Consider the following 21,641-nt stretch of genomic DNA (forward strand, 5'->3'; position numbering starts at 1 on the left):
CGGCGCCGACAAGCGGTTCGCGTGTAAGCCCGCGGCACGCGCACTCCGCCCGGCGTTTCGTCGACAGTATTCATCGCCGCGCTACGGCCCGTCACGCGCCGATTCGCGTCGCCTGCGCGAGCATCCGGATCAGTACGGGATGCGCGAAGGGGATCAGGTGGGCGGCACCGCGGCTTTCGGCCACCCGGCGCACCGCGCCCGCCACCCCGATCGGCCGCGCGAGCGTCCGCGCCAGCTGCTGTTGCCATGCCGCGGCACCCCCTGCCCCGTCAGTGCGATAGGCGCGCGCCGCGGCGAGTCCGCTGGCCAGCGCGATGCCCATGCCCTCGCCGGCCAGTGACGGGATCACCCCCGCCTGGTCGCCCAGCCGGTACTGCCCCGCCTGCCCCGTCGTCTGGCGCCAGCCATAGGGGACGTTGGCGATCGCATCGATCGTCGCATCCGGCGCGATCGCGGCGACCCATTCGCCGAGCGCCGGTATCGCGCGGCCAAGCTCTGCGAGCAGATCCGCCGGCGTTCCCGCCTCCTGCAATCGCGAGCGATGTACCGCCATGCACAGATTCGCGCTGCCATCCTCCTGCATCGCAAGCCCGGCATAGCCCCGGTCGAAGAGATACAGGTCGATCTGCCCCGCCAACGCGCGTGCCATCGCTGGCGGGGGCACGATGCGGACGCGTATCCCCAGCGTCGGATCGGCGCCGCGGGCGCTTGCCGGCCGCGCGGTCCCGCGGACATCCGACTTGCCGTTCGCCAGGAACAGCGCTGGTGCGGCGATCACCGCGCCATCGGCGGTCCGCACCTGGCCGTCTTCGATCGCCCGGACGGTTACCCCGCGTTCGACCGCTGCGCCCTGCGCCACCGCGGCGGCGAGCAGAACGGTATCGAGCCGCCGTCGCGACACCGATAGTGCAGGCCTTGGCAACGCGGCATGCGCGACGCGGCTACCGGCGAAGATCCGGACGGTCGTCGTTCGCGCCGGGTTGAGCTGATCTGGATCGATTCCTAGTCGCGCCAGCGTGTCGAGCGTCCGCCAGCTGAGGAACCCGCCGCACAAGGCGTCGCCCGTCTCGCGGCTACGCTCGATCAACAGATGCGGCAGGCCCGCGCGTGCAAGCTCGATCGCGACCGCCGCCCCTGCCGGCCCCCCGCCGACGATCAGCGCGCGCATCGCGGTCACCGCAGCCGTTCGACGCACAGCCGGAACGGGAACGCCCGGAACACGCGTGCACCGCGGATCCCCGCCTCGTCGAGAATCGCCGGCCATTCGTCGGGCCGGTACGACCGCGCGATCGACAGCGTCCCGTCGTGACGCACGATCGGATGCCAGCGCGCGAGCCGGGCGAGTATCGGAAATCCCCGATGTGCAAACCCGTGGCGATGCAGATCGTTGATCAGCCAGCACCGCGCATGCGTGTCCATGAACCGCAGGAAGGCGATCAGTTGGGCATGGCTCATATGGTGCGCGACCAGGCTGCTGACGATCGCGTCCCAGCGGGGTTCGGCGCCCGTCTGACCGGCGAGATCGGCGTAATCCCCCGTGACATAGCGGATCGTCGATCCCGCGTCCGTATGCATGCGCGCGGCCTGTTCGCTGCGCGGGTTGAGATCGACCCCGACCAGTTCGGTCTTCACACCGCGCCTGCGGGCCCAGCGTTCGATCGTCCGCAGCATGTCGCCATCGCCGAACCCGACATCGAGCAGCCTCAGCCGCGTCCGGCCCGCGATGACTCGCTTCAGAAAGGCAAGCGTCGGACGCGCCGCCATCGTCACGACATTGACCTTCGCGAGATCGGCGACCACCGCGGCATAGGTTTCTGGCGCCAGGTCGTCGGCGTCCATCAGTTCCTCGGCCTGCGCCCGCGTCGTCAGCATCGCGGCGCGCTCCGGAAGCCGATACCCTCGGCCGCCAGACCCGGGCCGAACGCCAGCGCGACGCCGCGCGCGATGTCCGGCCCCGCGAGCAACCGCTGGAGCACGAACATCAGCGTCGCCGACGACATGTTGCCGTTCGCGGACAGCACCGCGCGCGACGCGTCGAGCGCATCCGCCGGGAGCGCCAGGGCATGCTCGACCGCATCGAGGATCGATCGCCCGCCGGCATGGACCGCCCATCCGTCGACCGTATCCGCGGGGCGTCCGCCGCTCGCGGCGGCACGGAAGGCGGGATCGGCGAGCGCCTGCGCGATCCGCCCCGGCACTTCTCCGGACAGGTGCATCGCAAAGCCCTGGTCGGTGATGTCCCAGCGGATCAACGCCTCGCTGTCGGGCAATGCGGTGGCGAACGGCGCTTCGAGCTCGAATCCGCTCGGATCGCTGGTCACCAGCGCCGCGGCGGCACCGTCGCCGAACTGGAGCATCGCCAGCAGCGGCTCGATCTCGGACACCGCCTGCAGGTGCAGCGTGGACAATTCGACGGTGACGACCAGGACGCGTGCCCCGGGCTCTGACCGGACGATATGCCGCGCGCTGCGGAGCGCGACGACCGCGGCATAGCATCCCATGAACCCGATCAGCAGCCGCTCGACCGTCGCGGGCAGCGCGAGCTTGCGGGCGATGATCTGGTCGATGCCGGGCGCGACGAACCCGGTGCAGCTCGCCACCACCAGATGCGTTATCGTGCCGAGCGCGATCGTTTCCTGAAGCGCGGCAATCGCCTTGAGGGCAAGACCGGGTGCGGCGTCGGCATAGATGGCCATCCGCTCCGCGGTGCCGGGATGCGGATCGATCGCGTAAAAGCCGCCCGGGTCGACCGGAGACCCGGCATGCAGCCGCTGCGTGTCGCCGCTGTCGACGCCGTCCGCAACCGCGATGGCCTTGGTCGGCGGCAGCACCGACCAGCGGTGCGCGATACCCGATCGACCCGCCATCCGATCGAACAGCCTGGCCGAACGGGCATCGACCCGGTCGCGTGCCCAGCGGATAAACGCCTCGTGAATGTCATGGCCGGGGACCGCAGTCCCGATCGCGTTCAGATAGGCAGGCAGGGGAGCGGGCACGACATCCTTTCGCACGGTTGATACGGCCAACGCGTGACGTCCGGACATCGGCCCGACATGCGGCTATAACAAGCCCTTGGCATGCGGAACCGCGCGGGCTTCAGTCCTGATCGATCGGGTCGAGATGGTCGTGCCCGACCAGGTACTTCTCTTCGACCATCGCCATGCTGACACCGACATAGGCTGCAATTGCGTGATCGCCCGCCTGTTCGAGCGCGCGGCAGGCTTCCTGCAGAAGCTCATAGGTGCGTGCAGCATTCATCGCGTATCTCCGAGGAGGGCGTCCGAGCCGGAGGATCATGCCGGACGCGGGCAAAAGCGATCAAACCTTAAATTGGTTTCACATTGGTACAAAATTCCACCTGTTGCAGCCCAAAAACCCACACGGGGCAAGCCACCAATCACAACCAAACTGAACAGATTTCAACCCGTTTTGCATATCTTAAGAAAGTTCCGAGACTATCGCGTGTATCTAAAAGAATAGAGCGGTAAAACAGATAGCTGAATGATGTTGACCATTATGCCGGCGTGCCGCCATATTTGGGTCATTATGGGCTTAAGACCCTGTGGGCGACCGGGAGCATGTGGTGAAAGACGAATCCGTTGCCGACTTGATCAAGGATCTGGGATCGAGGCTGGCCGCCGTCAGCGAGGAGTTCACGGCGCGGGCATCGCGGGTCGTCGACCAGCGGGCCGAGGATGCGACGAGCCCGATCAGCGAGGAAATGCTCGTCGCCCGGGCCAAGGAGATTCTGGCGCATCGTAAACTGCGCCGTCGCTTCCTGCCGGGCGAATTGTTCCACGAGCCGGCCTGGGACATGCTCGTCGCGCTGTTCGTTTCGCACCGCGATCACCGGCCGACCAACGTCAAGGCGCTGGTCGCGATGGCGGATGCACCGGTCACCACGTCGCAACGCTGGATCGAGCACCTCCACAAGCTGAAGCTGATCGACCGCGTCAACGACCCGACCGATCGGCGTCGCATCGAAATCTCGCTGAGCGCAGCCGGCTATGACGCGGTCGCCGGCTACCTCACCGCGATTGCCCGACGCTGACCGGCATTCAGCACGGTATTACAGTAATTTCGGTTTTGTAGTAATTAGTTAAGCCGCGCCTAGCACGGTTCGCCGACACCGTTCGGGGATATCAAATGTGCGGCAAGGCAGACCAGGCTCAGGCACCAGATGGCGCTATCGCGCACCGACAGGGCGGTGCGTGCTGATGGCGCGTCGCGCCTCCCGATCGCATGGCGGCGGGGAGACGGCGCGTGCTCTCCGGGCCTGACGAGGAAGACGCAACCGGCGGTGACGGCGGGAGCGGAGCAGATCTGCGCCAGCCCGCGGACCGCGACCGGCGTGCCGGTCGACGCCATGCGACCGTCCTGCTGATCGGCCGGGTCATGCATGCCGACCGCGGCTCGATCTGTCTCGTCCATGACATTTCGACCGTCGGTCTGAAGGCGCGCTTCACCACGCTGCCAGCGCTTGGTGAGACGCTCGAGATCAAGGTGCGGGGCATGCCGTTGCTTCGCGCCACCGTCCGCTGGGTCGACGGGTTTCGCGCAGGGGTCGATTTCGACGAGCCGCATGTGATCGACCCCGTCTTCGCGACGCGCGACGCCGCCGGGATGATCGCCCGATCGCCACGATTCGTGGTTTCGGCACCAGTCAGGCTGAATGTCGAGGGGTACTGGTATGCTGCAAGGCTGGTCGACATCTCGACCGGCGGCGCGAAACTCGAGGTCGCGGCGTCACTCTGCGGGCATTTTTCACAGGGGCAGGCGGCCCAGCTCGTCGTCGATCCCGGCGGACTCGCGATTTTTGCGGCAATCTGCTGGCGGCGTGGCAACCGATTCGGGCTTCGCTTCGTTGCGCCGCTATCGCTCGTGACTTTGTCCCGGGTGCTGGAGTCAAACCCCGATTGTCAGGTCCCCATCCCCCCTCCCAGGGGCCTGGCAACGACGACCGGCGACTAAACCTCGTCGGTCGTCAACTTCACCTTGTTGGGAAGCTTCTTGCCCTTGGTGCGGCGCGACGGGAGCTGCACGGGGTGTTTCTTCTTCCACTGCGCGAACGTCATCGGGCCATCGGGCGTTTCGATGATCTGGTCGTCGATCGAATCGGCCATCGCCGTTCTCCGCTTTGACAGGATCCCGCAGGACAGACCGTCATGTCCCCCATGGGGGTGGTTCTGATCCGGGTCGGTAGAAACGAGGAAAGTGGTGCGGCCGAGAAGACTCGAACTTCCACGGGCTTTCGCCCACAACGACCTCAACGTTGCGCGTCTACCAGTTCCGCCACGGCCGCACGTGAAACACTGACCGGACAAGCCGGCTAGCTGGTAGGCCGGTGCCACTAGCAAGGCTTTTGCGATCCCGCAACGCCCTTTCGCCATCGAATGCGCGCCGCTGCGAGAAAATTATGTCGCAGGGCCCTATGCCGCCACCGCGTCGGGGCGGCGGAACCGGATCAGGAGGCGTTTTCGCCGGCAAAGCTCAGTTCGAGCCGTTTCGAATTCGACGGCACGTCGAGCTTGGCGGAGTTGAAATCGATCGCCGCGCCGGGTGTCAGCGTCCGCTTTTGCGGGGTGATCGTCCAGCTATACACGATACGCCCCTGCGCGTCGCGCAGCTCGGCGCGGATGTCGGGCACACGCTGCGTCGAATCGGAGGGATTGGTGACCTGGCCGCTGACCGCGAACAGCTCGGATCCGTTGTCCAGTTCGCGGCGCTCGATCGGATTGTCGCGCAGTCGCAGCGGTGTCTCGTCCGCGCCCGTCACCAGTCCCAGCTGCGTCGCAAGGCCAGGCGCGCCGACATAGAGGATCGCAGCGACGCCCAGCAGCATCAGAAGCCCGGCCGCCACCGCACCGATCGTCCACAACCGGGTGGTGTTGCGCCGTGCGCGAAACGGCGGGGCATGTGCGAATGCATCATAGGAATCGGCGTCGCTCCGGCTGCCCGCATAGGAGGACGGAGCGGCGCTGTCGGTGGTCGCGGCCGGCACGGTCGTCGCAACCGCCGGCAGCTCGGCCTGCTCATCCGCGACATTCGACGTGGCGGCCGGCGCGGCGGCAGGCTGGGCAGCCAATGGCGCAAAGGGTCGGATGATCGGCGGCGGCAGATCGTCGGCGGTCTGCGCAGCCGAAGGCGGCGAAGACATCGGAACCCCGGACGGGGTGGGCGAGGACGGATTGGGCCACGCCGGATTGGGCCAGACCGGGGGCGCGGCGGGCTCGGCATCGAACGCCGCGCCGAACGGCGGTGGGGGCGCGAAGCCCAGCGGGGCCGCGGGCATTGCCTCCGCAGGGGCCGGCGCGTCGGGCGCCGTGATGTCCGTCGCGGCCTGGAACCAGCTGTGGCGGCAATTGGCACAGCGCACGGTCCGACCTTCGGTGCCGATCGCGCTGTCGGGGACCAGATAGCGTGTGCTGCACTCGGGGCATTGGAGGATCATCGGGCACGATTCACTGCGGGCCGCGGGACGGGGCCGTTCGCGGTCAAACTAAGCACGTGGCCCCCGCTCGTGGCAAGCATCATGCGCCCGGATGCTGTCTGCCGCGCTGCAGATGGCCGCCAGCTTGAAGCCGCGCGCGCTTTCATGCGAAAGCGAGGCTCACGGCACAGGCGAACTCGGGCGGGCGCGACCAATTTCATGGCGAATATCGTGCAGTTCGAAAATGTTGGCTTGCGCTACGACACCGGCGCGGAAACGCTGTCCGACATCTCGTTCACGCTGCGCAGCGGCGCCTTCTACTTTCTGACCGGCGCGAGCGGCGCGGGCAAGACGTCGCTGCTCCGGCTGCTCTATCTCGCGCAGCGGCCGAGCCGCGGGGTGATCCGGCTGTTCGGCGAGGATGCCGTGCTGCTCCCGCGTGACCGGATGCCGGGGTTCCGCCGCCGCATCGGCGTGGTGTTCCAGGATTTCCGGCTCGTCCCGCATCTGTCGACCTGGGACAATATTGCTCTGCCGTTGCGCGTCGCGGGGATGCCCGAGGCGGATCTGCGCCAACCGGTCGAGGAGATGCTCGCCTGGGTCGGCCTGACCGAACGCGCCGAGGCGCGACCGGCAACCCTGTCGGGCGGTGAGCAGCAACGCGTTGCGATCGCGCGCGCGGTGATCGCCCGGCCCGAGATGCTGGTCGCGGACGAGCCGACCGGCAATGTCGATCCCGACATGGCCGAGCGGCTGCTGCATTTGTTCGAATCGCTCAACAAGCTCGGTACGACGGTGGTGGTCGCGACGCATGATCTGCACCTTCTCAACCGGATTCCGACCGCGCAGATGATGCGGCTCGATCACGGCCGGTTGCTCGATCCGACCGGGTCGTTGCAGTACCCCCCATCGCCCCGGGCCGAGCCATGAGCCGCGCATCCGAACGTCGCGTGCTCGACGAGGCCGGCGGCGTCCGTGCCATGACCTGGGTCATGGCGATCATGCTGTTCCTCACCATGCTTGCCGCCGCGCTGGGGCTGGGGACCGCGGGTGCCGCCCGCGCGCTCGATCGTCAGCTGGCGGGGCGGCTGACGGTCCAGATCATCGACGGCGACCCGGTCCGGCGCGACGCCAGTGCCGCCCGCGTCCTCGCGACGCTGCGGACGCTGCCGGAGGTGACCCGCGTCGCCGCGGTCGATCGCGCCGAGCTGACGCGGCTGTTGCGACCCTGGCTCGGCAGCGACGGCGCCGATCCGGGGCTGCCCGTGCCGGCGATGATCGACGTCGATCTGGGCGGCCAGGACGATGCCGCGGTCGCAGCGGTCGCGCGCGCGGTTCGCGGCGTTGCGCCGACCGCGCGCGTCGACCGGCACGAAACCTGGATGTCACCCGTCAGCGGGGTGATGCGCTCGCTGACGCTGCTCGCGCTCGGTATTGTCCTGCTGATGGCTGGCGCGACCGCAGCGGTGGTCGTGCTGGCGGCGCGCGCGGGACTTGAAACGCACCGCGCGACGATCGAGGTCATGCACATGCTGGGATCGACCGATCTGCAGGTCGCGCGTCTCTTCCAGCGTCGGGTGGCGATCGACGCCGCGATCGGCGGCGTGGCCGGTGCCGGCGTCGCGATCGCCGTCATTTTGCTGATCATGACCCGGTTGCAGGGGCTGGGCTCCGAACTGCTCGACGGGGGGCGGTTGTCCTCGACCGACTGGGCCACGCTGGGCGCGATGCCGATCGGCTTCATCGTGCTGGCGATGGTCGCCGCGCGCGCGACGATCGTGCGCGCGATGAGGACGACCCTGTGATCGTCCGCCTTATGGGTGTCGGTGTGCTCGTCTGGGCGCTGGGGTTCGCCGCGTTCATGCTGCTCCTGCCGCCACCGCTCAACGGCTCGACCACCGATGCGATCGTCGTGCCAACCGGCGGGGCAGGGCGGATCGATCGCGGTCTGGCGCTACTGCGCGACCGCCAGGCGAAACGGATGCTGGTGACCGGAGTGGCGCCGGGCGTCCGCCCGATCGACCTCGCGCTCGAATATCGCACCTCGCCCAGCGTGTTCGCCTGTTGCGTCGATCTCGGCGCGGATGCGGTGGATACGCGGTCGAATGCCGAGGAAACCGCGCGCTGGGTCAAGACGCACGACTATCGTACCGTGCGTCTCGTCACCTCGGACTGGCATGTCCCGCGCGCCAAGATGGAGCTTGCCGCAGTGCTCGGGCCGAGGGTGCTGGTGCTCGGCGATGGCGTCCCCGGCACGCCGCGGCTCGGGACGCTGGTCAACGAATATAACAAGTTGATCCTGCGACGGATCGCATTGTGGATAGGATTTGGCGCATGATCGCCTGGTTGCGAACGATCGTCTTCATGATCGTCTTTTACAGTATCTCGGCGCCGATCGTGCTGACCGTGCCGATCAGCGCGCTGTTCGGGTCGCGCGCGGTGATCGTCCATTCGACGGTGTGGACGCGGTTCCACCGCTGGGCGACGCGCTGGATCCTCGGAATCCGGATCCGGATCGAGGGGACGCGGCCCGACGGCGCGGCCTTCTACGCCTGCAAGCACCAGGCGATGTTCGAGACACTCGAGCTCCAGGCGCTGCTCGACGGGCCGGCGATCGTCCTGAAGCGCGAACTGGCGGACATCCCCGCCTGGGGATGGGCGGCGCGGCGCTATGGTGCGATCGTCGTCGACCGCGACGCGTCTGCCAAGGCGCTGCGCAACATGATGCGCGAGGCGATCGCGGCCAAGGCGACCGGGCGCTCGGTCCTGATCTTCCCCGAAGGCACCCGGGTCGCGCCGGGCGAGCATCCCCCGCTCAAGCCGGGTTTCGCCGGGCTGTACCGCGCGCTCGGCATGCCGACGGTCCCGATCGCCTGCGACAGCGGCACCGTCTGGCCGCGCAAGGGGCCCAAGCGCGCGGGCGTCATCACCTTCCGCTTCGGCGAGGTCGTCCCCGCCGGTCTCAAGCGCGAAGAGGCCGAGGCGCGCGTCCATGCGGCGATGAACGCGCTCGACGGCTGACGCCGCTGGTGCCGCTCAAACGGGGTCAGTCGTGCGCGCGGCCGAAATCGGCGGCGTCGTCGTCCTGACCCTGTTCGACGATCGACCGGCGCACCGCGCGGGTGCGCGTGAACAGGTCGAACAGCTCGTCGCCCTTGCCCCAGCGGATGGCGCGTTGCAGCGCGCTCAGATCCTCCGAAAAGCGTTGCAGCATGTCGAGCACCGCCTCGCGGTTGGTCAGGAACACGTCGCGCCACATCGTCGGATCCGAGGCCGCGATACGCGTGAAGTCGCGAAAGCCGCCCGCCGAATATTTGATCACCTCGGACTGGGTGACCTCTTCCAGATCGCTCGCGGTGCCGACGATCGTGTAGGCGATCAGATGGGGCAGATGGCTGGTGATCGCGAGCACCCGGTCATGATGATCCGGGGCCATGAACTCGATCTGCGCGCCCAGCCGCCGCCAGAATTCGGCGACCCGCTCGACCGCAGCCGGATCGGCGCCCTCGGGGGGCGTGACGATGCACCAGCGATGGTTGAACAATGTCGCGAACCCAGCTTCGGGCCCGCTGCGCTCGGTCCCTGCGACCGGATGCGCGGGGATCACGGTCGCACCCGGCAGCGCCTCCGCCAGCACGCGCGCAACCTCGGTCTTGCTGCTGCCGACATCGCTGACGATCGCCTCGGCGGGCAGGTCCGCGGCAAACTCCGCCGCGACCGCCGCCATCGCGCCGACGGGGACGCACAGGATTACCAGATCGGCGTCGATCACCGCACTGCCCGCGGTGTCGGCGATGTCGTGGCACAACTCTAGCCGGTCCGCGGTCGCACGCACCGCGGGATCGGCGTCATAGCCGGTGAGCCGCACCGTCGGCATCGCCTGCAGCACGCCGCGCGCGATCGACGATCCGATCAGCCCCAGTCCCAGAATCGTGACGCGTGCGAACGGCAGCATCAGCCCCGCTCGACCAGCGCGCGCAACGCGGCGATCACGCCGCGCGTCTCATCCTCGGTGCCGATCGTGATGCGCAGCGCGTTGGGAAGGCCCTGTCCGGGCAGCCAGCGGACGATATACCCCGCCTCCATCAGCCCGTGATAGGCCGCGTCGGCGGTCAGCTGACCTTCGAACAGGACCAGCACGAAATTCGCCTTGGACGGCACGCAGCGAAGCCCTGCATTGCCCATCTGCGCGACCTGCTCGACGAACCAGCCGCGCCAGCGGTCGTTGTGCGCGCGAGTCGCATCGACGAAGCCGGTATCGGCCAGCGCCGCGACGGCCGCCGCCTGGCCCGCCGTCGTGACGTTGAAGGGCGCGCGGATGCGGTGCATCGCATCGATGATCGGCGCACAGGCATAGCCCCAGCCGATCCGCTCGGCGGCAAGGCCGTGGATCTTGGAGAAAGTCCGCGTGACGAGCACGTTGGCCTCGGTCATCGCCAGCGCGAGGCCCGCATCATCCTCCTCGGGGCTGAGATATTCGGCATAGGCCTGGTCGAGCACCAGCAGCACCGAGCGCGGCAGGCCGGCGTGCAGCCGGGCGATCTCGGCGCGCGGCGTGAACGTGCCGGTCGGGTTGTTCGGGTTGGCGACGAACACGACGCGGGTCCGTTCGGTGACCGCGGCGAGGATCGCGTCGACATCGGTCGCATAGTCGCGGTCGTCGACGACGACCGGCTCCGCGCCGACGCGCCGCGTCGCGATTTCGTACACCGCAAAGCCGTAGCGGACATAGATGATCTCGTCGCCGGGGCCCGCATAGGCGCCCGCGACCAGATGCAGGATCTCGTCCGACCCGGTGCCATAGATCACGCGCGCCGGATCCAGGTCGTAATGCGCCGCCAGTGCCTCGCGCAGCGCGGTCGCGCTGGCGTCGGGATAGCGTTCGAGCGTGTGATCCGCGCCGTCGAACGCGGCCTTGGCCGCCGGGCTCGTCCCAAGCGGGTTCTCGTTCGACGACAGCTTGATCACCGTGCGGCCATCATCGGTCGTCGAGCGACCGGGCGTGTACGGCGCGATCCCCAGGATCCAGGGCTTCGGCGTGGGTGCGGGCATGATGTTTGTCATGGCCGCGGGGCATAGCGGTCGGTGTGGCGCAGTGGCAAATGGTTGTGGTAGCGGACGCGTCATGCTCGACACGATTGATCCCGACCGGACGACCGACGCGCGCTTCGGCCTGGCGCGTCGCGTGACCTTGCCGGGACCGTTGCGGCTCGATGGCGGCGTCCTGCTGTCGCCGGTCGACATTGCCTATGAAACCTATGGCACGCTGAACGCCGACGCCTCGAACGCGGTCCTGATCTGTCATGCGCTGACCGGTGATCAGCATGTCGCCTCGACGCATCCCCGGACCGGCAAGCCCGGCTGGTGGACGCGGATGGTCGGTGAGGGGCGACCGATCGATCCCGCGCGGCATTTCATCGTCTGCGCCAATGTGCTCGGCAGCTGCATGGGCTCGTCGGGACCGGCGACGATCAACCCCGCGACCGGGCGCGCCTGGGCGATGGGATTTCCGGTCATCACGATCCGCGACATGGTTCGCGCGCAGGCGATGCTGCTCGATCATCTCGGCGTCGACGTGCTGCAGGCGGTGGTCGGCGGATCGATGGGCGGGATGCAGGCGCTGAGTTGGCCCGCGACCTTCCCCGACCGGGTCCGCGCCTGTGTCGTGATCGCATCGACCGCGCGACACACCGCGCAGAACATCGCCTTTCACGAGGTTGGCCGCCAGGCGGTGATGGCCGATCCGAACTGGCGCGGCGGCGATTATCACGATGAGTCCGCGCCGACCGCGGGGCTCGCGGTAGCGCGGATGGCAGCGCACATCACCTATTTGTCGGAAGCCGGGCTGACCGAGAAATTCGGGCGACGGCTGCAGGCGCGCGATGCCAAGTCGTTCGGCTTCGACGCCGATTTCCAGGTCGAGAGCTATCTGCGGCATCAGGGGCTCGCCTTCACGGACCGGTTCGACGCCAATTCCTATCTCTATATCACCCGCGCGATGGATTATTTCGATCTCGCGGAGGAGCATGGCGGGCTGCTCGCCAACGCCTTCCGCGCGACCAGGGCGCGCTTCTGCCTCGTCAGCTTCGACACCGACTGGCTCTATCCGACCGCGGAATCGCGCAGCATCGTCCAGGCGCTCAATGCCGCAGGTGCGCCGGTCAGCTTCGTCGAACTCAGCAGCCCGTACGGACACGACGCGTTTCTGCTCGAGGCGCCCGAGCTCAACCGCGTCGTCGACGGATTTCTGAGGGCAGGGGCATGAGCACCCCGACGCCGCAGGAGACGCTGCGCGCCGACCTGGGGATCATCGCGCATCACGTGGCCCGTGGGTCGCGCGTGCTCGACGTCGGATGCGGCGACGGCGCGCTGATGGCGGCGCTTCGCGACGAGCGCGGTGTCGATGCGCGCGGGCTGGAGATCGATCCGGGCAACGTTGCGGCCGCGGTAGGCCGCGGCCTGTCGGTGATCCAGGGCGACGCCGATGTCGACCTGCAGGGCTATCCCGATGCCAGCTTCGACTATGCGATCCTCAGCCAGACGTTGCAGACCGCGCGCGCGCCCGATCTGGTGCTCGACCATCTGCTGCGGATCGGTCGGCGCGCCTTTGTCAGCTTTCCCAACTTCGCGCATTGGCGTGTGCGGCTGTCGCTGCTGTGGGGCGGGCGGATGCCGGTCACGCGGCAATTGCCCGAAAGCTGGTACGACACCCCCAACATCCATCACGTCACGATCGACGACTTCCGGGCGTTCCTCCGGCAGCGCGGCGTGATCGTCGAGGGTGCCTGGTTCCTGTCGGGCGACAAGCAGACGACGTCGGCCGCCGCCAACCTGCTCGCCGAGCACGCCGTATTCCTGTTGCGGGGCGAACCGGGGGCATGACCCGGGCGCTCCCCCGGTAACACAGGTTATTTGTTTCAATTCGCTACACGTTCTTGATTCAAATCAATAAACCGAAGGAACGGATAGCCCGGCCAACGGTTGCCACGACAATGACCAAGACCGCCATGATCGTTGAAGATGAAATCTTCGTCGCGCTTGATCTCGAAAGGATCCTGATCGACGCCGGATATCACGTCGTGGCGATTGCGGCGGACCGGGAGACCGCGCTCATCGCCGCGGCCGGATGCGATTTCGCCTTTGTCGACGTCAATCTGCGCGACGGTCCGACCGGCCCGTCGATTGCGGAGACGATTGCACGCGATCACGGCGTGAAGGTCGTCTTCGTCACCGCCAATCCCAGCCAGATCGGCGACGCCGATTGCCTCGGCTATATCCGCAAGCCGTTCAACGATGCCGCGATCCTCGCCGCGGCCGAACTGGCGACCACGGGTCAGGCGCTACGCGGCGGTAGCGAACTGATCCAGATCCGACGGCGCGGGAACTGACGGGGAGACCGCGCGGTCAGCGGCAGAAGGAGGGGAGGGGGACCCCGATCTCGACGCACAGCCCCTCGGGACGCCAATCGCGCCGCACCGTCCCGCCCAACTGGCGAACCGCACTCATTTCGATCAGCTGACTGCCAAAACCCTTATGGCTCGTCAGGTGTGCGATCGGCGGACCACCCTGCTCGCGCCAGGTCAAGCGCACCACGCCCGTGGCGCCATCCTCGTCATGCCCGATCGTCAGCGCAACATGCCCATTGACGGTCGACAGCGCGCCGTATTTCGTCGCGTTCGTCGCGAGCTCGTGGAACAGCAGGGCGAGCGGGGTCGCGGAACGATCGTCGATCCGCACATCGTCGCCGATCACGACCAGACGATCCGTCCCGTCTTGCCGATAGGGTTCGAACAGATCGCCCAGCAGGCCCTTCAGACTGTCCTGCGGGGCTTCCGGACGCGACTGGGTGCTGTGCGGGCGCACAAAGTCGTGCGCACGGCCCAGCGCGGTGATCCGGTGGCGCAGGTCAGTCGCGATCCCGGCGAATTCGGGTTTGCCGCGCGCGGAAAAGGCGATGAGTCCGGCGATGACGGCGAAGATGTTCTTGATCCGGTGGCTCAGCTCCTGGCTGATCACCTCGCGCTCTTCATAGGCGAGCTTCTGCTCGTGGATGTCGGTGCAGGTCCCGAACCAGCGCGTGATGGCGCCCTGGTCGTCGCGCACGGGCAGCGCGCGGCCCAGCACCCAGCGATAGGTGCCGTCCCGGTGCCGCAGCCGATATTCGATCGTATAGGGCTCGCCGCTGGCGAGCGAATGGCGCCAGATCGTCCAGGCGCGGTCCTGGTCCTCGGGGTGGAACACGTCGTTCCAGCCCTCGCCGTCGGTCGTGCCGGGCGTCGTGCCGGTAAACTCGTACCAGCGCGCATTGTAATAATCATGGAAGCCGTCGGGCAGCGTCGACCAGACCATCTGCGGCATCGTGTCGGCCAGCGTCCGGAACCGCAGATCGCTCGCCTCGAGCGTACGCCGCGCCCGCGCCTCGGCAAAGGCCTGTTCGCGCGCGGTCCGGCGATCGTCGAGCCGCCCCATCGCCGCCTTAGCCAGCAGCGTCAGCCCGTCACGCTGGAACGGCGTAAGCCCCGCCCGCGACGTCGTCGCCAGCACGCACAGCGCGCCGAGCGGCACGCCTTCGCTCGATACCAGAGGCGCCCCCGCGTAGAAGCGGACATGCGGAGCACCGGTGACGAGCGCGTTGTCCACGAACCGCGGATCGGCCTGCGCGTCGGGCACTTCCATCACGTCGTGATGGTGCATCGCATGCGCACAGAAGGACTGGCTCCGCGGCGTCTGGTCGAGATCGGTGCCGCTGCGTGAGAGGAACCGCTGATATTCCTCCTCGACCAGGCTCAGCAGCGCGATCGGCGCATCGCACAACCGGGCTGCGAACGACACGATGTCGTCCAGCTCACCCTGCATGCGCGCGCCCGCGACATCGTAGGACGAGATGACGCGTGATCGCGCCGCCTCGTCGAACACGCTCGGCGCTACTGGAGTCGAAACGGGTGGCGTCACGACGCTTAGAACGGCACGTCGTCGTCGAGATCGTCCGAGAACCCGCCGGTCTGGCCAAAGCTGCCGCCGCGCGCGCCGCCGCCACTGCCGCCACCCGACGGCGCCGAGCGGCCACCGCCGCCGCCGTAACCGCCGCCGCCCGACGAGCCGCCGCCAAAGTCGTTGCCGCCGCCGGCCCAGTCGTCGCCGCCGCCGCGGCTACCACCGCCACCGCCTGCGCCGCCGCCCTGGCCGCCATTCGGGCCGTCAAGCATCGTCAGCACGCTGTTGAAGCCCTGCAGCACGATCTCGGTCGAATACTTGTCCTGGCCCTGCGCGTCCTGCCATTTGCGGGTCTGGAGCGCGCCCTCGATATAGACCTTCGAGCCCTTGCGCAGATACTTTTCCGCGACGTTGGCGAGGCCTTCGTTGAAGATGGCGACCGAATGCCATTCGGTCTTTTCCTTGCGCTCGCCCGACATCTTGTCCTTCCAGGACTCGGACGTCGCGATGCGCAGGTTGACGACCTTGCCGCCGTTCTGGAACTGCTTGCTTTCGGGATCGCGGCCGAGATTGCCGACGATGATGACCTTGTTGACGCTGCCTGCCATGATGCCCCTCAGAGGCCGGCGAACACCGCCAGCCAATATGTGATTCCGGCCATGATGTAGGCGGCGGCGAACAAATAGCCAACCATGAACGCCGGCCATTTCCACCCGTTCGTCTCGCGACGCGTGACGGCGATCGTCGAGATGCACTGCGGCGCGAACACGAACCACATCAGGAAGGCGAGCGCGGTCGGCAGGGTCCAGCGGCCGCGCAGATTCTCGACCATCGCCTTGCCGCCCTGGTTGCTGTCGGGATCGTCGATCGCATAGACCGTGCCGATCGCCGCGACGGCAACCTCGCGCGCGGCCATCGCCGGGATCAGCGCGAGCACGATGTCGCGGTTGAAGCCGATCGGCGCGAACACCGGGGCGATGCCGTTGGCGATCCGTCCCGCCGCCGAATAATCGACCGGCGATACCTTGCTGCCCTCGGGCGGCTTGGGGAAGCTCAGCATCACCCAGAGGATGACGGTGGAGATCAGGATGATGCCACCCGCGCGCTTCAGGAAGATCTGCGCGCGGCTCCACAGGCCGATGCCGACGTCGCGCCACTGCGGCCACTGATATTTCGGCATCTCCATCATGAAGCCCGACGACACGCCCTTGGTGACCGTCCGGCGCAGCACCAGCGCGGCGACGAACGCCCCGACGATCCCCATCACGTAGAGCCCGAGCATCACCAGACCCTGAAGGCCGACGAACGGCAGCACCTGGGTGTTGGGAATGAATGCGCCGATGATCAGCGTGTAGACCGGCAGCCGCGCGGAGCAGGTCATCAGTGGCGCGATCAGGATCGTCGTCAGCCGGTCCTTTTCGTCGTCGATCGTCCGCGTCGCCATGATCCCGGGGATCGCGCAGGCAAAGCTCGACAGCAGCGGAATGAACGCGCGCCCCGACAGCCCGACGCTCGCCATCACGCGGTCCATCAGGAACGCCGCGCGGACCATGTAGCCGCTCGCCTCGAGCACGAGGATGAAGAGGAACAGGATCAAGATCTGCGGCAGGAACACGATCACAGCGCCGACGCCCTTGATCACCCCGTCGACCAGCAGCGACCGGAGCAGCGAATCGGGAAGCTCCGACGTGATGAACGCCTGCAGCGCCGTGAAGCCGCCGTCGATCAGGTCCATGAACGGCTGCGCCCAGCTGAACACCGCCTGGAACATCAGGAACATGATCGCCAGCAGCAGGACCGGCCCGGCGATGGGATGCAGCGCGACCCCGTCGAGCATGTGCGTCCAGCGCCGTACCGGCGTCTCGGACAGCGTTGCGGCCGTCGCGATGTCGCGCGCGCGCCGTTGCAGCGTGACGATGTCGTCCTGCACGCTGCCATCCGACTTGCGCAGCCGGATCGGACCGTTGACGACAGTCTGCGTCAGGATCGCACGCAGCGCGTCGAGCCCGCGTTTGCGGACCGCGACGGTCGGGATCACCGGTACGCCGAGTTCGCGCGAAAGCACCGCCGCGTCGAGTTTCAACCCGTCGCGTTCGGCAAGGTCGACCATGTTGAGCGCCACCACGACGGGCAGGCCAAGCGCGATCAACTGGAGCGTGAAGCGCAGGTGATTGTCGAGATTGGCGGCATCGACGACCACGACCAGCGCATCGGGCAGGCGTTCGCCGTCCTGCGTGCCGGTGACGACGTCGCGCGTGACGCGCTCATCGGGGGAGGAGGGCTCGAGGCTGTAGGCGCCGGGCAGGTCGACCAGCTCGACCGGGCGGCCGTCGTCGAGCGTCAGCCGTCCGGCCTTGCGCTCGACCGTCACGCCTGGATAATTGCCGACCTTCTGCCGCGCACCTGTCAGCGCATTGAACAGCGCGCTCTTGCCGGCATTGGGATTGCCGACCAGCGCGACCAGCGGTGCTGCGTTCATAACGTCAGGCTGATTATTCTGCGGCGGCTGGCGTGGGTGATACGCGAATCGCACCTGCGACCGCACGCCGCAATGCAACGGTCATCCGGCCGATCCGGCAGGCGATCGGACCCTGGCCCAGCGTCGCGCGGTGAAGAACTTCGACATCGACACCCTCGTCAAAGCCGAGTTCGCGCAGCCGGCGTGCCTCCGGGCCTGCCAGTCTGGCCCAGTCGATCGCAGCGACGATGCCATGCTGCTTGCGGGGCAGCGTTTCAAGACTGACGGAACGATCGGGGCGAGTGTCCATGATGCGACTGATTATCAGTAACGGATCGCCAAGGGAAGCCCCGGCACACGCGCTTGACGCAGATTGCGCGCATTCCATCGCCGCGTGACGATGCGCCGCAACGGGCTCATGCCACCGGATAGCGCAACCGCCCGACGAACCGCGACAGGCTGAAGCCATGCTCTGTCCGCTTGAGAAAGCCTGACTTTGCGGTTTCGAACCGCATGATGCCGTCGATCCGCCGGCTGAGGAACGCGCGCGTCTCGGCAAACCCCTCGCTGTCGTCGTCGAGGAAGACGGTGACCGTCGCGGCATAGACGCCGAGCAGGATCGTCCGCTTGGTATAATGATTGTAATCGGTCGCGACGTCGCCCGCGGCCCGCCAGATCGTGTCGACCGTCCGCCACCCGAGCCGCCCCGCCTTTGTCAAATTCTGCGGCAGGGCGAGGATCGCCAGCGCACGGCGCAGCGATTCGCGGTCGGCGGCGGTCGCCTGCAGCCGGGCCTCGATCAGCGCGGCGATCCGGGCGCGGATCTTCATCGCCGACAGCCGTTCGGGCGGCAGGCTTGCGAGCATCGCGACGTCGATATCGGCGAACCAGGCGTCGATCATGTCGACCGGCCCCTGTTCGAAGGCCAGCGCGGCGACGTCGCGGTCGATCCCCGCCGCGTCCGCCGCCATGTCGCGCGCCGCGTCGCTCCACCCGTCGAACGCCGCATTGGCGGCGATGCCGGGGGCGAGCAGCGAACGGATTTCGTCGAGCGTGAGGTCTTGGGTCATACCGTCTCCTGCCGTCCAAGATCAGGCGTGTCGAGCGCCTCTTCAATAGGGGGGCGATCCGCCGGCGTCCGGCGGACCAGCACCAGCGCGATCGCCACCATCACCACGCCGGCCAGATCGGGCAGGCCGAGCCGCTCGCCATAGACCAGCCAGCCGACCGTCCCTGCGACGACCGGCTGGATCAACAGCGCGATGCCGATCACCAGCGGTGAAAACCGCCCGAGCGCATAGATCATCAATCCCTGGCCGAGCACCTGGCTGCACAGCGCGAGCCCAATCAGCGGCCCCCATTGCGTCGGCACGATCCGCTCGCCCATCGCCAGCGCGAAGACCAGCAACGGCACGATCCCCGCCAATGTCGACAGCACCAGCGCGGACAAGGGGGCGAGCGTCGTCCGCGCGCGCGCCATCAGGATGAAATACACCGTGTAGAGCAGCCCTGCGAGGATGCAGAGCAGGTCGCCCGCCAGATTCTTTGCGTCGAGCTGATAGGAGCGCCCGAGCAGCAGCGCCGCGCCTGCCGCGGCGAGCATCAGCGCCCAGCCCTGTGTCCGCGTCGGCCAAGTCCGCGCGACGAGGAACCCGTAGATCGGGAACATCAGCGTCGCCGCATTGCCGAACAGCGTCGCATTGGCGAGCGTGGTGCGCAGGATGCCGAGATGCCAGCTGCCGAGATCCGCGGCGAAGCACACGCCGCCCGCGATCAGCCCGATCCAGACGCCGCGCCCGAGCCGCGTCGGTCGCGCGCCCTGTTGCGCGGCCAGCAGGACGAGAAACGGCACCGCCAGCGTCAGCCGCCAGAAACCCGCCGCGACCGGTCCGACCTCGGTCGCACGAACGAACCACGGCCCGAATGCGAGCGCGACATTGGCGATCAGCAGCGCGCCGAACGCGAGCGTGCCGGGGGCACCGGTCGTCGTCGCCGTCGGCGTTTCGGGCACGCTAGATATTCTTTGCGGGGCGGGGCGATGCATGCCGCGCTGTAGCGTCCTATCTTGCCCCCGTCAGGCATTAAGGAGCCCCCATGCCAAGCCTTTTCGATCCCATCACGCTCGGCGCCGTCGAAGCGCCCAACCGCATCCTCATGGCGCCGCTCACCCGCGGGCGTTCGGACAAGGACGCCGTCCCGTCCGACCTCATGATCGACTATTACACGCAGCGCGCGAGCGCCGGCCTGATCATCTCGGAAGCCACCGGCATCAGCCGCGAAGGCCTGGGCTGGCCATTCGCGCCGGGTCTGTGGACCGATGCGCAGGTTGCCGCGTGGAAGCCCGTCACCGCAGCCGTGCACGCCGCCGGCGGCCGCATCATCGCGCAGCTCTGGCACATGGGCCGCCAGGTCCATTCGTCGGTGATCGGCGGCCAGCCCGTTTCGTCGTCCGCAACCAAGACCGAAGGCCAGGCGCACACGTTCGAGGGCAAGAAGGATTTCGAGGTCGCGCGTCCGCTCGAGCTGAACGAAATCCCGCGACTGCTGAACGACTATGAGCTCGCGACGAAGAACGCGCTCGAGGCCGGGTTCGACGGCGTCCAGATTCACGCCGCGAACGGCTATCTGATCGACCAGTTCCTGCGCGACAACGCAAACAGCCGCACCGATGACTATGGCGGCAGCATCGAGAACCGCATCCGCCTGCTTCGCGAAGTCACCGAGCGCGTGATCTCGGTCGCCGGCGCCGATCGTACCAGCGTCCGTCTCTCGCCCAACGGCGATTCGCAGGGCGTCGACGACAGCAATCCCGAGCCGCTGTTCACCGCCGCCGCGAAAGCGCTGTCCGATCTCGGCATCGCCTTCCTCGAGCTGCGCGAGCCCGGCCCCGATGGCACCTTCGGCAAGACCGACGTGCCGAAGCTCAGCCCGGCGATCCGCAAGGTCTTCAAGGGCGTGCTGGTCGTGAACTCGGATTACGACACGCTCGAAAAGGCGCAGGCCGAGCTCGACAAGGGCGATGCCGATGCGATCAGCTTCGGCCGGACGTTCATCGCGAACCCCGATCTGCCCGAGCGTCTGCGCACCGGCGCACCGCTGGCGCAGGATAACCCGAAGACCTGGTACAGCCAGGGCCCCGAGGGATATATCGACTATCCGGCGCTGGAAACCGTGCCCGCCTAAGCCGACCGCCTGATTGTCACCGGTGACGCCATCGCATAGCAGCGCGGCTTTCGCGTCGTGCGCGGCGCACCGGTGACGACAGGACATGACATGACCGACGGCTGGGGCCCGCCGAAATCGCCCCCCAAATCCAGCCTCGCATCGGCCTGGCCGCTGAACGATCGCGGCCCCGGCCCGTTGCTGCCCGGCACCGCGGACCGCGCTGCCCGCCGCGCTGAAGAGCGTGCCCGCGAGCGGGAACAGCGCGCGCAGGACCGCCTCGCCGCGACTGATCAGCGCGCCGAAGCGCGCGCCGCGCAACGCGATGCGCTCTCGCAGGACCGGGAACGTGCGCGCGAAGCCCGTCGGGTCGAGGAAGCGCAGCGGATCCGCGCGCGCCTCGACGCGCCGCCCGCCAATGACGAGGAAGCGCTCAAGATCGCCAAGCGCCGCCGCTCGGGCGCGCGTGCGCGCAGCGGCGAGGAGACGAAGACCGAACGCGACACGCGCGGCTATACGACGATCGTCGACCCCGCCCGCATCCGCACGCTCGCCGCCCGCGGCGCGTCGATCGCCGCGCTGGCCGCCGCGTTCGGAATCACGGCCGAAGAGGTCGAGGCCGCCCTGCGCGACACTCCCGAGGAATGATCAGGGCGA

Annotated in this window: 25 protein-coding genes and 1 tRNA gene; 11 read left to right on the forward strand and 15 right to left on the reverse strand. The window is 67.8% G+C overall.

The window, feature by feature from the left end; genetic code table 11:
* Positions 1-91: 91 nt before the first annotated feature.
* From NEF64_RS01425 to NEF64_RS01440, 4 genes are all read right to left on the reverse strand, one after another.
* Positions 92-1,168, reverse strand: coding sequence for an NAD(P)/FAD-dependent oxidoreductase (locus NEF64_RS01425; protein ID WP_156360388.1), 1,077 nt, complete (start codon positions 1,166-1,168; stop codon positions 92-94).
* A gap of 5 nt (positions 1,169-1,173) precedes the next feature.
* Positions 1,174-1,872: a methyltransferase domain-containing protein gene (locus tag NEF64_RS01430; RefSeq protein ID WP_056406659.1), complete on the reverse strand. Its 699-nt coding sequence runs from the start codon at positions 1,870-1,872 to the stop codon at positions 1,174-1,176.
* The gene (locus tag NEF64_RS01435) at positions 1,866-2,996 is read right to left on the reverse strand and encodes a type III polyketide synthase (RefSeq protein ID WP_235516393.1); all 1,131 of its coding nucleotides are present in this window, start codon (positions 2,994-2,996) and stop codon (positions 1,866-1,868) included. Before NEF64_RS01435 ends, NEF64_RS01430 begins: the two co-directional genes overlap by 7 nt.
* A 100-nt stretch (positions 2,997-3,096) precedes the next feature.
* On the reverse strand, positions 3,097-3,258 hold the full coding sequence (locus tag NEF64_RS01440; RefSeq protein ID WP_156360361.1) for a hypothetical protein: 162 nt from the start codon (positions 3,256-3,258) through the stop codon (positions 3,097-3,099).
* A 325-nt stretch (positions 3,259-3,583) separates the two neighbouring features.
* Between NEF64_RS01440 and NEF64_RS01445 the strand changes: the two genes are divergently transcribed.
* Together NEF64_RS01445 and NEF64_RS01450 are read left to right on the forward strand one after the other, a co-directional pair.
* Complete coding sequence (locus NEF64_RS01445; RefSeq protein ID WP_031395526.1) at positions 3,584-4,051, forward strand: hypothetical protein; 468 nt, start codon at positions 3,584-3,586, stop codon at positions 4,049-4,051.
* Positions 4,052-4,263: 212 nt separating this feature from the next.
* Positions 4,264-4,971 carry a PilZ domain-containing protein gene (locus NEF64_RS01450; protein WP_162235395.1) on the forward strand — a complete coding sequence of 236 codons (708 nt, stop codon included), beginning with the start codon at positions 4,264-4,266 and terminating at the stop codon, positions 4,969-4,971.
* Here the strand turns inward: NEF64_RS01450 and NEF64_RS01455 are convergent.
* From NEF64_RS01455 to NEF64_RS01465, 3 genes are all read right to left on the reverse strand, one after another.
* Positions 4,968-5,123 carry a hypothetical protein gene (locus tag NEF64_RS01455; RefSeq protein ID WP_166746558.1) on the reverse strand — a complete coding sequence of 52 codons (156 nt, stop codon included), beginning with the start codon at positions 5,121-5,123 and terminating at the stop codon, positions 4,968-4,970. The two genes, NEF64_RS01450 and NEF64_RS01455, sit on opposite strands and share 4 nt — an antisense overlap.
* A gap of 92 nt (positions 5,124-5,215) precedes the next feature.
* Positions 5,216-5,302: transfer RNA gene (locus NEF64_RS01460), tRNA-Leu, on the reverse strand.
* Between the two features lie 162 nt (positions 5,303-5,464).
* On the reverse strand, positions 5,465-6,451 hold the full coding sequence (locus tag NEF64_RS01465; protein WP_056406663.1) for an MJ0042-type zinc finger domain-containing protein: 987 nt from the start codon (positions 6,449-6,451) through the stop codon (positions 5,465-5,467).
* Between the two features lie 198 nt (positions 6,452-6,649).
* On the opposite strand from NEF64_RS01465, the gene ftsE reads away from it, so the two are divergent.
* Genes ftsE through NEF64_RS01485 form a run of 4 tightly spaced genes read left to right on the forward strand, consistent with a single transcriptional unit; the run spans position 6,650 to position 9,451 of the window.
* Positions 6,650-7,360 (forward strand): cell division ATP-binding protein FtsE, encoded by a 711-nt coding sequence (gene ftsE, locus NEF64_RS01470; protein ID WP_056406665.1) that lies wholly within the window; start codon positions 6,650-6,652, stop codon positions 7,358-7,360.
* Positions 7,357-8,235 carry a cell division protein FtsX gene (locus NEF64_RS01475; RefSeq protein WP_082446879.1) on the forward strand — a complete coding sequence of 293 codons (879 nt, stop codon included), beginning with the start codon at positions 7,357-7,359 and terminating at the stop codon, positions 8,233-8,235. Before ftsE ends, NEF64_RS01475 begins: the two co-directional genes overlap by 4 nt.
* Positions 8,232-8,768, forward strand: coding sequence for a YdcF family protein (locus tag NEF64_RS01480; protein ID WP_056406669.1), 537 nt, complete (start codon positions 8,232-8,234; stop codon positions 8,766-8,768). Before NEF64_RS01475 ends, NEF64_RS01480 begins: the two co-directional genes overlap by 4 nt.
* Entirely contained in the window at positions 8,765-9,451 is a 687-nt protein-coding gene (locus tag NEF64_RS01485) for a lysophospholipid acyltransferase family protein (protein ID WP_056406671.1), read from the forward strand. Before NEF64_RS01480 ends, NEF64_RS01485 begins: the two co-directional genes overlap by 4 nt.
* Before the next feature lie 25 nt (positions 9,452-9,476).
* Here NEF64_RS01485 and NEF64_RS01490 read toward each other — a convergent pair whose 3' ends face one another.
* Together NEF64_RS01490 and hisC are read right to left on the reverse strand one after the other, a co-directional pair.
* The gene (locus NEF64_RS01490; RefSeq protein WP_031393673.1) at positions 9,477-10,385 is read right to left on the reverse strand and encodes a prephenate/arogenate dehydrogenase family protein; all 909 of its coding nucleotides are present in this window, start codon (positions 10,383-10,385) and stop codon (positions 9,477-9,479) included.
* Complete coding sequence (gene hisC, locus NEF64_RS01495) at positions 10,385-11,482, reverse strand: histidinol-phosphate transaminase (RefSeq protein ID WP_056407381.1); 1,098 nt, start codon at positions 11,480-11,482, stop codon at positions 10,385-10,387. Before hisC ends, NEF64_RS01490 begins: the two co-directional genes overlap by 1 nt.
* Before the next feature lie 73 nt (positions 11,483-11,555).
* Between hisC and metX the strand changes: the two genes are divergently transcribed.
* From metX to NEF64_RS01510, 3 genes are all read left to right on the forward strand, one after another.
* Entirely contained in the window at positions 11,556-12,695 is a 1,140-nt protein-coding gene (gene metX, locus NEF64_RS01500; protein WP_031393675.1) for a homoserine O-acetyltransferase MetX, read from the forward strand.
* Positions 12,692-13,312 carry a methionine biosynthesis protein MetW gene (gene metW, locus NEF64_RS01505; protein ID WP_056406672.1) on the forward strand — a complete coding sequence of 207 codons (621 nt, stop codon included), beginning with the start codon at positions 12,692-12,694 and terminating at the stop codon, positions 13,310-13,312. Before metX ends, metW begins: the two co-directional genes overlap by 4 nt.
* A 110-nt stretch (positions 13,313-13,422) precedes the next feature.
* Entirely contained in the window at positions 13,423-13,818 is a 396-nt protein-coding gene (locus NEF64_RS01510; RefSeq protein ID WP_031439515.1) for a response regulator, read from the forward strand.
* 16 nt (positions 13,819-13,834) lie between these two features.
* Here the strand turns inward: NEF64_RS01510 and NEF64_RS01515 are convergent, their stop codons facing one another.
* The 6 genes from NEF64_RS01515 to NEF64_RS01540 all read right to left on the reverse strand — a co-directional run bounded on the left by NEF64_RS01515 (position 13,835) and on the right by NEF64_RS01540 (position 19,866).
* On the reverse strand, positions 13,835-15,382 hold the full coding sequence (locus NEF64_RS01515; protein ID WP_252574549.1) for a sensor histidine kinase: 1,548 nt from the start codon (positions 15,380-15,382) through the stop codon (positions 13,835-13,837).
* A 5-nt stretch (positions 15,383-15,387) separates the two neighbouring features.
* Entirely contained in the window at positions 15,388-15,972 is a 585-nt protein-coding gene (gene ssb / locus NEF64_RS01520) for a single-stranded DNA-binding protein (protein ID WP_056406676.1), read from the reverse strand.
* A gap of 8 nt (positions 15,973-15,980) precedes the next feature.
* On the reverse strand, positions 15,981-17,843 hold the full coding sequence (feoB, locus tag NEF64_RS01525) for a ferrous iron transporter B (RefSeq protein ID WP_031394932.1): 1,863 nt from the start codon (positions 17,841-17,843) through the stop codon (positions 15,981-15,983).
* Between the two features lie 13 nt (positions 17,844-17,856).
* Complete coding sequence (locus NEF64_RS01530) at positions 17,857-18,132, reverse strand: FeoA family protein (protein ID WP_031394931.1); 276 nt, start codon at positions 18,130-18,132, stop codon at positions 17,857-17,859.
* A gap of 106 nt (positions 18,133-18,238) precedes the next feature.
* Entirely contained in the window at positions 18,239-18,892 is a 654-nt protein-coding gene (locus NEF64_RS01535; RefSeq protein ID WP_056406680.1) for a COQ9 family protein, read from the reverse strand.
* On the reverse strand, positions 18,889-19,866 hold the full coding sequence (locus NEF64_RS01540; protein ID WP_082446880.1) for a DMT family transporter: 978 nt from the start codon (positions 19,864-19,866) through the stop codon (positions 18,889-18,891). The genes NEF64_RS01535 and NEF64_RS01540 overlap by 4 nt, the downstream gene beginning before the upstream one ends.
* A gap of 50 nt (positions 19,867-19,916) precedes the next feature.
* Between NEF64_RS01540 and NEF64_RS01545 the strand changes: the two genes are divergently transcribed.
* On the forward strand, positions 19,917-21,005 hold the full coding sequence (locus NEF64_RS01545) for an alkene reductase (RefSeq protein WP_056406682.1): 1,089 nt from the start codon (positions 19,917-19,919) through the stop codon (positions 21,003-21,005).
* Between the two features lie 90 nt (positions 21,006-21,095).
* A complete protein-coding gene (locus NEF64_RS01550) occupies positions 21,096-21,632 on the forward strand; it encodes a hypothetical protein (RefSeq protein ID WP_234387490.1) in 537 nt (178 codons plus the stop codon).
* Positions 21,633-21,641: the final 9 nt, after the last annotated feature.

The organism is Sphingomonas aerolata, from assembly GCF_023935825.1.
In the GTDB taxonomy this organism is placed as follows: domain Bacteria; phylum Pseudomonadota; class Alphaproteobacteria; order Sphingomonadales; family Sphingomonadaceae; genus Sphingomonas; species Sphingomonas aerolata.

What these genes read in the sequence shown, in the direction of transcription:
- NEF64_RS01490 (WP_031393673.1), bottom strand. Translation starts at nt 10,385, where the DNA reads ATGCTGCCGTTCGCACGCGTCACGATTCTGGGACTGGGGCTGATCGGA.
- NEF64_RS01455 (WP_166746558.1), bottom strand. Translation starts at nt 5,123, where the DNA reads ATGGCCGATTCGATCGACGACCAGATCATCGAAACGCCCGATGGCCCG.
- ftsE (WP_056406665.1), top strand. Translation starts at nt 6,650, where the DNA reads ATGGCGAATATCGTGCAGTTCGAAAATGTTGGCTTGCGCTACGACACC.
- NEF64_RS01475 (WP_082446879.1), top strand. Translation starts at nt 7,357, where the DNA reads ATGAGCCGCGCATCCGAACGTCGCGTGCTCGACGAGGCCGGCGGCGTC.
- NEF64_RS01485 (WP_056406671.1), top strand. Translation starts at nt 8,765, where the DNA reads ATGATCGCCTGGTTGCGAACGATCGTCTTCATGATCGTCTTTTACAGT.
- hisC (WP_056407381.1), bottom strand. Translation starts at nt 11,482, where the DNA reads ATGCCCGCACCCACGCCGAAGCCCTGGATCCTGGGGATCGCGCCGTAC.
- NEF64_RS01465 (WP_056406663.1), bottom strand. Translation starts at nt 6,451, where the DNA reads ATGATCCTCCAATGCCCCGAGTGCAGCACACGCTATCTGGTCCCCGAC.
- NEF64_RS01430 (WP_056406659.1), bottom strand. Translation starts at nt 1,872, where the DNA reads ATGCTGACGACGCGGGCGCAGGCCGAGGAACTGATGGACGCCGACGAC.
- NEF64_RS01550 (WP_234387490.1), top strand. Translation starts at nt 21,096, where the DNA reads ATGACCGACGGCTGGGGCCCGCCGAAATCGCCCCCCAAATCCAGCCTC.
- metX (WP_031393675.1), top strand. Translation starts at nt 11,556, where the DNA reads ATGCTCGACACGATTGATCCCGACCGGACGACCGACGCGCGCTTCGGC.
- ssb (WP_056406676.1), bottom strand. Translation starts at nt 15,972, where the DNA reads ATGGCAGGCAGCGTCAACAAGGTCATCATCGTCGGCAATCTCGGCCGC.
- NEF64_RS01425 (WP_156360388.1), bottom strand. Translation starts at nt 1,168, where the DNA reads ATGCGCGCGCTGATCGTCGGCGGGGGGCCGGCAGGGGCGGCGGTCGCG.
- NEF64_RS01545 (WP_056406682.1), top strand. Translation starts at nt 19,917, where the DNA reads ATGCCAAGCCTTTTCGATCCCATCACGCTCGGCGCCGTCGAAGCGCCC.
- NEF64_RS01530 (WP_031394931.1), bottom strand. Translation starts at nt 18,132, where the DNA reads ATGGACACTCGCCCCGATCGTTCCGTCAGTCTTGAAACGCTGCCCCGC.
- feoB (WP_031394932.1), bottom strand. Translation starts at nt 17,843, where the DNA reads ATGAACGCAGCACCGCTGGTCGCGCTGGTCGGCAATCCCAATGCCGGC.
- metW (WP_056406672.1), top strand. Translation starts at nt 12,692, where the DNA reads ATGAGCACCCCGACGCCGCAGGAGACGCTGCGCGCCGACCTGGGGATC.
- NEF64_RS01510 (WP_031439515.1), top strand. Translation starts at nt 13,423, where the DNA reads ATGACCAAGACCGCCATGATCGTTGAAGATGAAATCTTCGTCGCGCTT.
- NEF64_RS01440 (WP_156360361.1), bottom strand. Translation starts at nt 3,258, where the DNA reads ATGAATGCTGCACGCACCTATGAGCTTCTGCAGGAAGCCTGCCGCGCG.
- NEF64_RS01535 (WP_056406680.1), bottom strand. Translation starts at nt 18,892, where the DNA reads ATGACCCAAGACCTCACGCTCGACGAAATCCGTTCGCTGCTCGCCCCC.
- NEF64_RS01540 (WP_082446880.1), bottom strand. Translation starts at nt 19,866, where the DNA reads ATGCATCGCCCCGCCCCGCAAAGAATATCTAGCGTGCCCGAAACGCCG.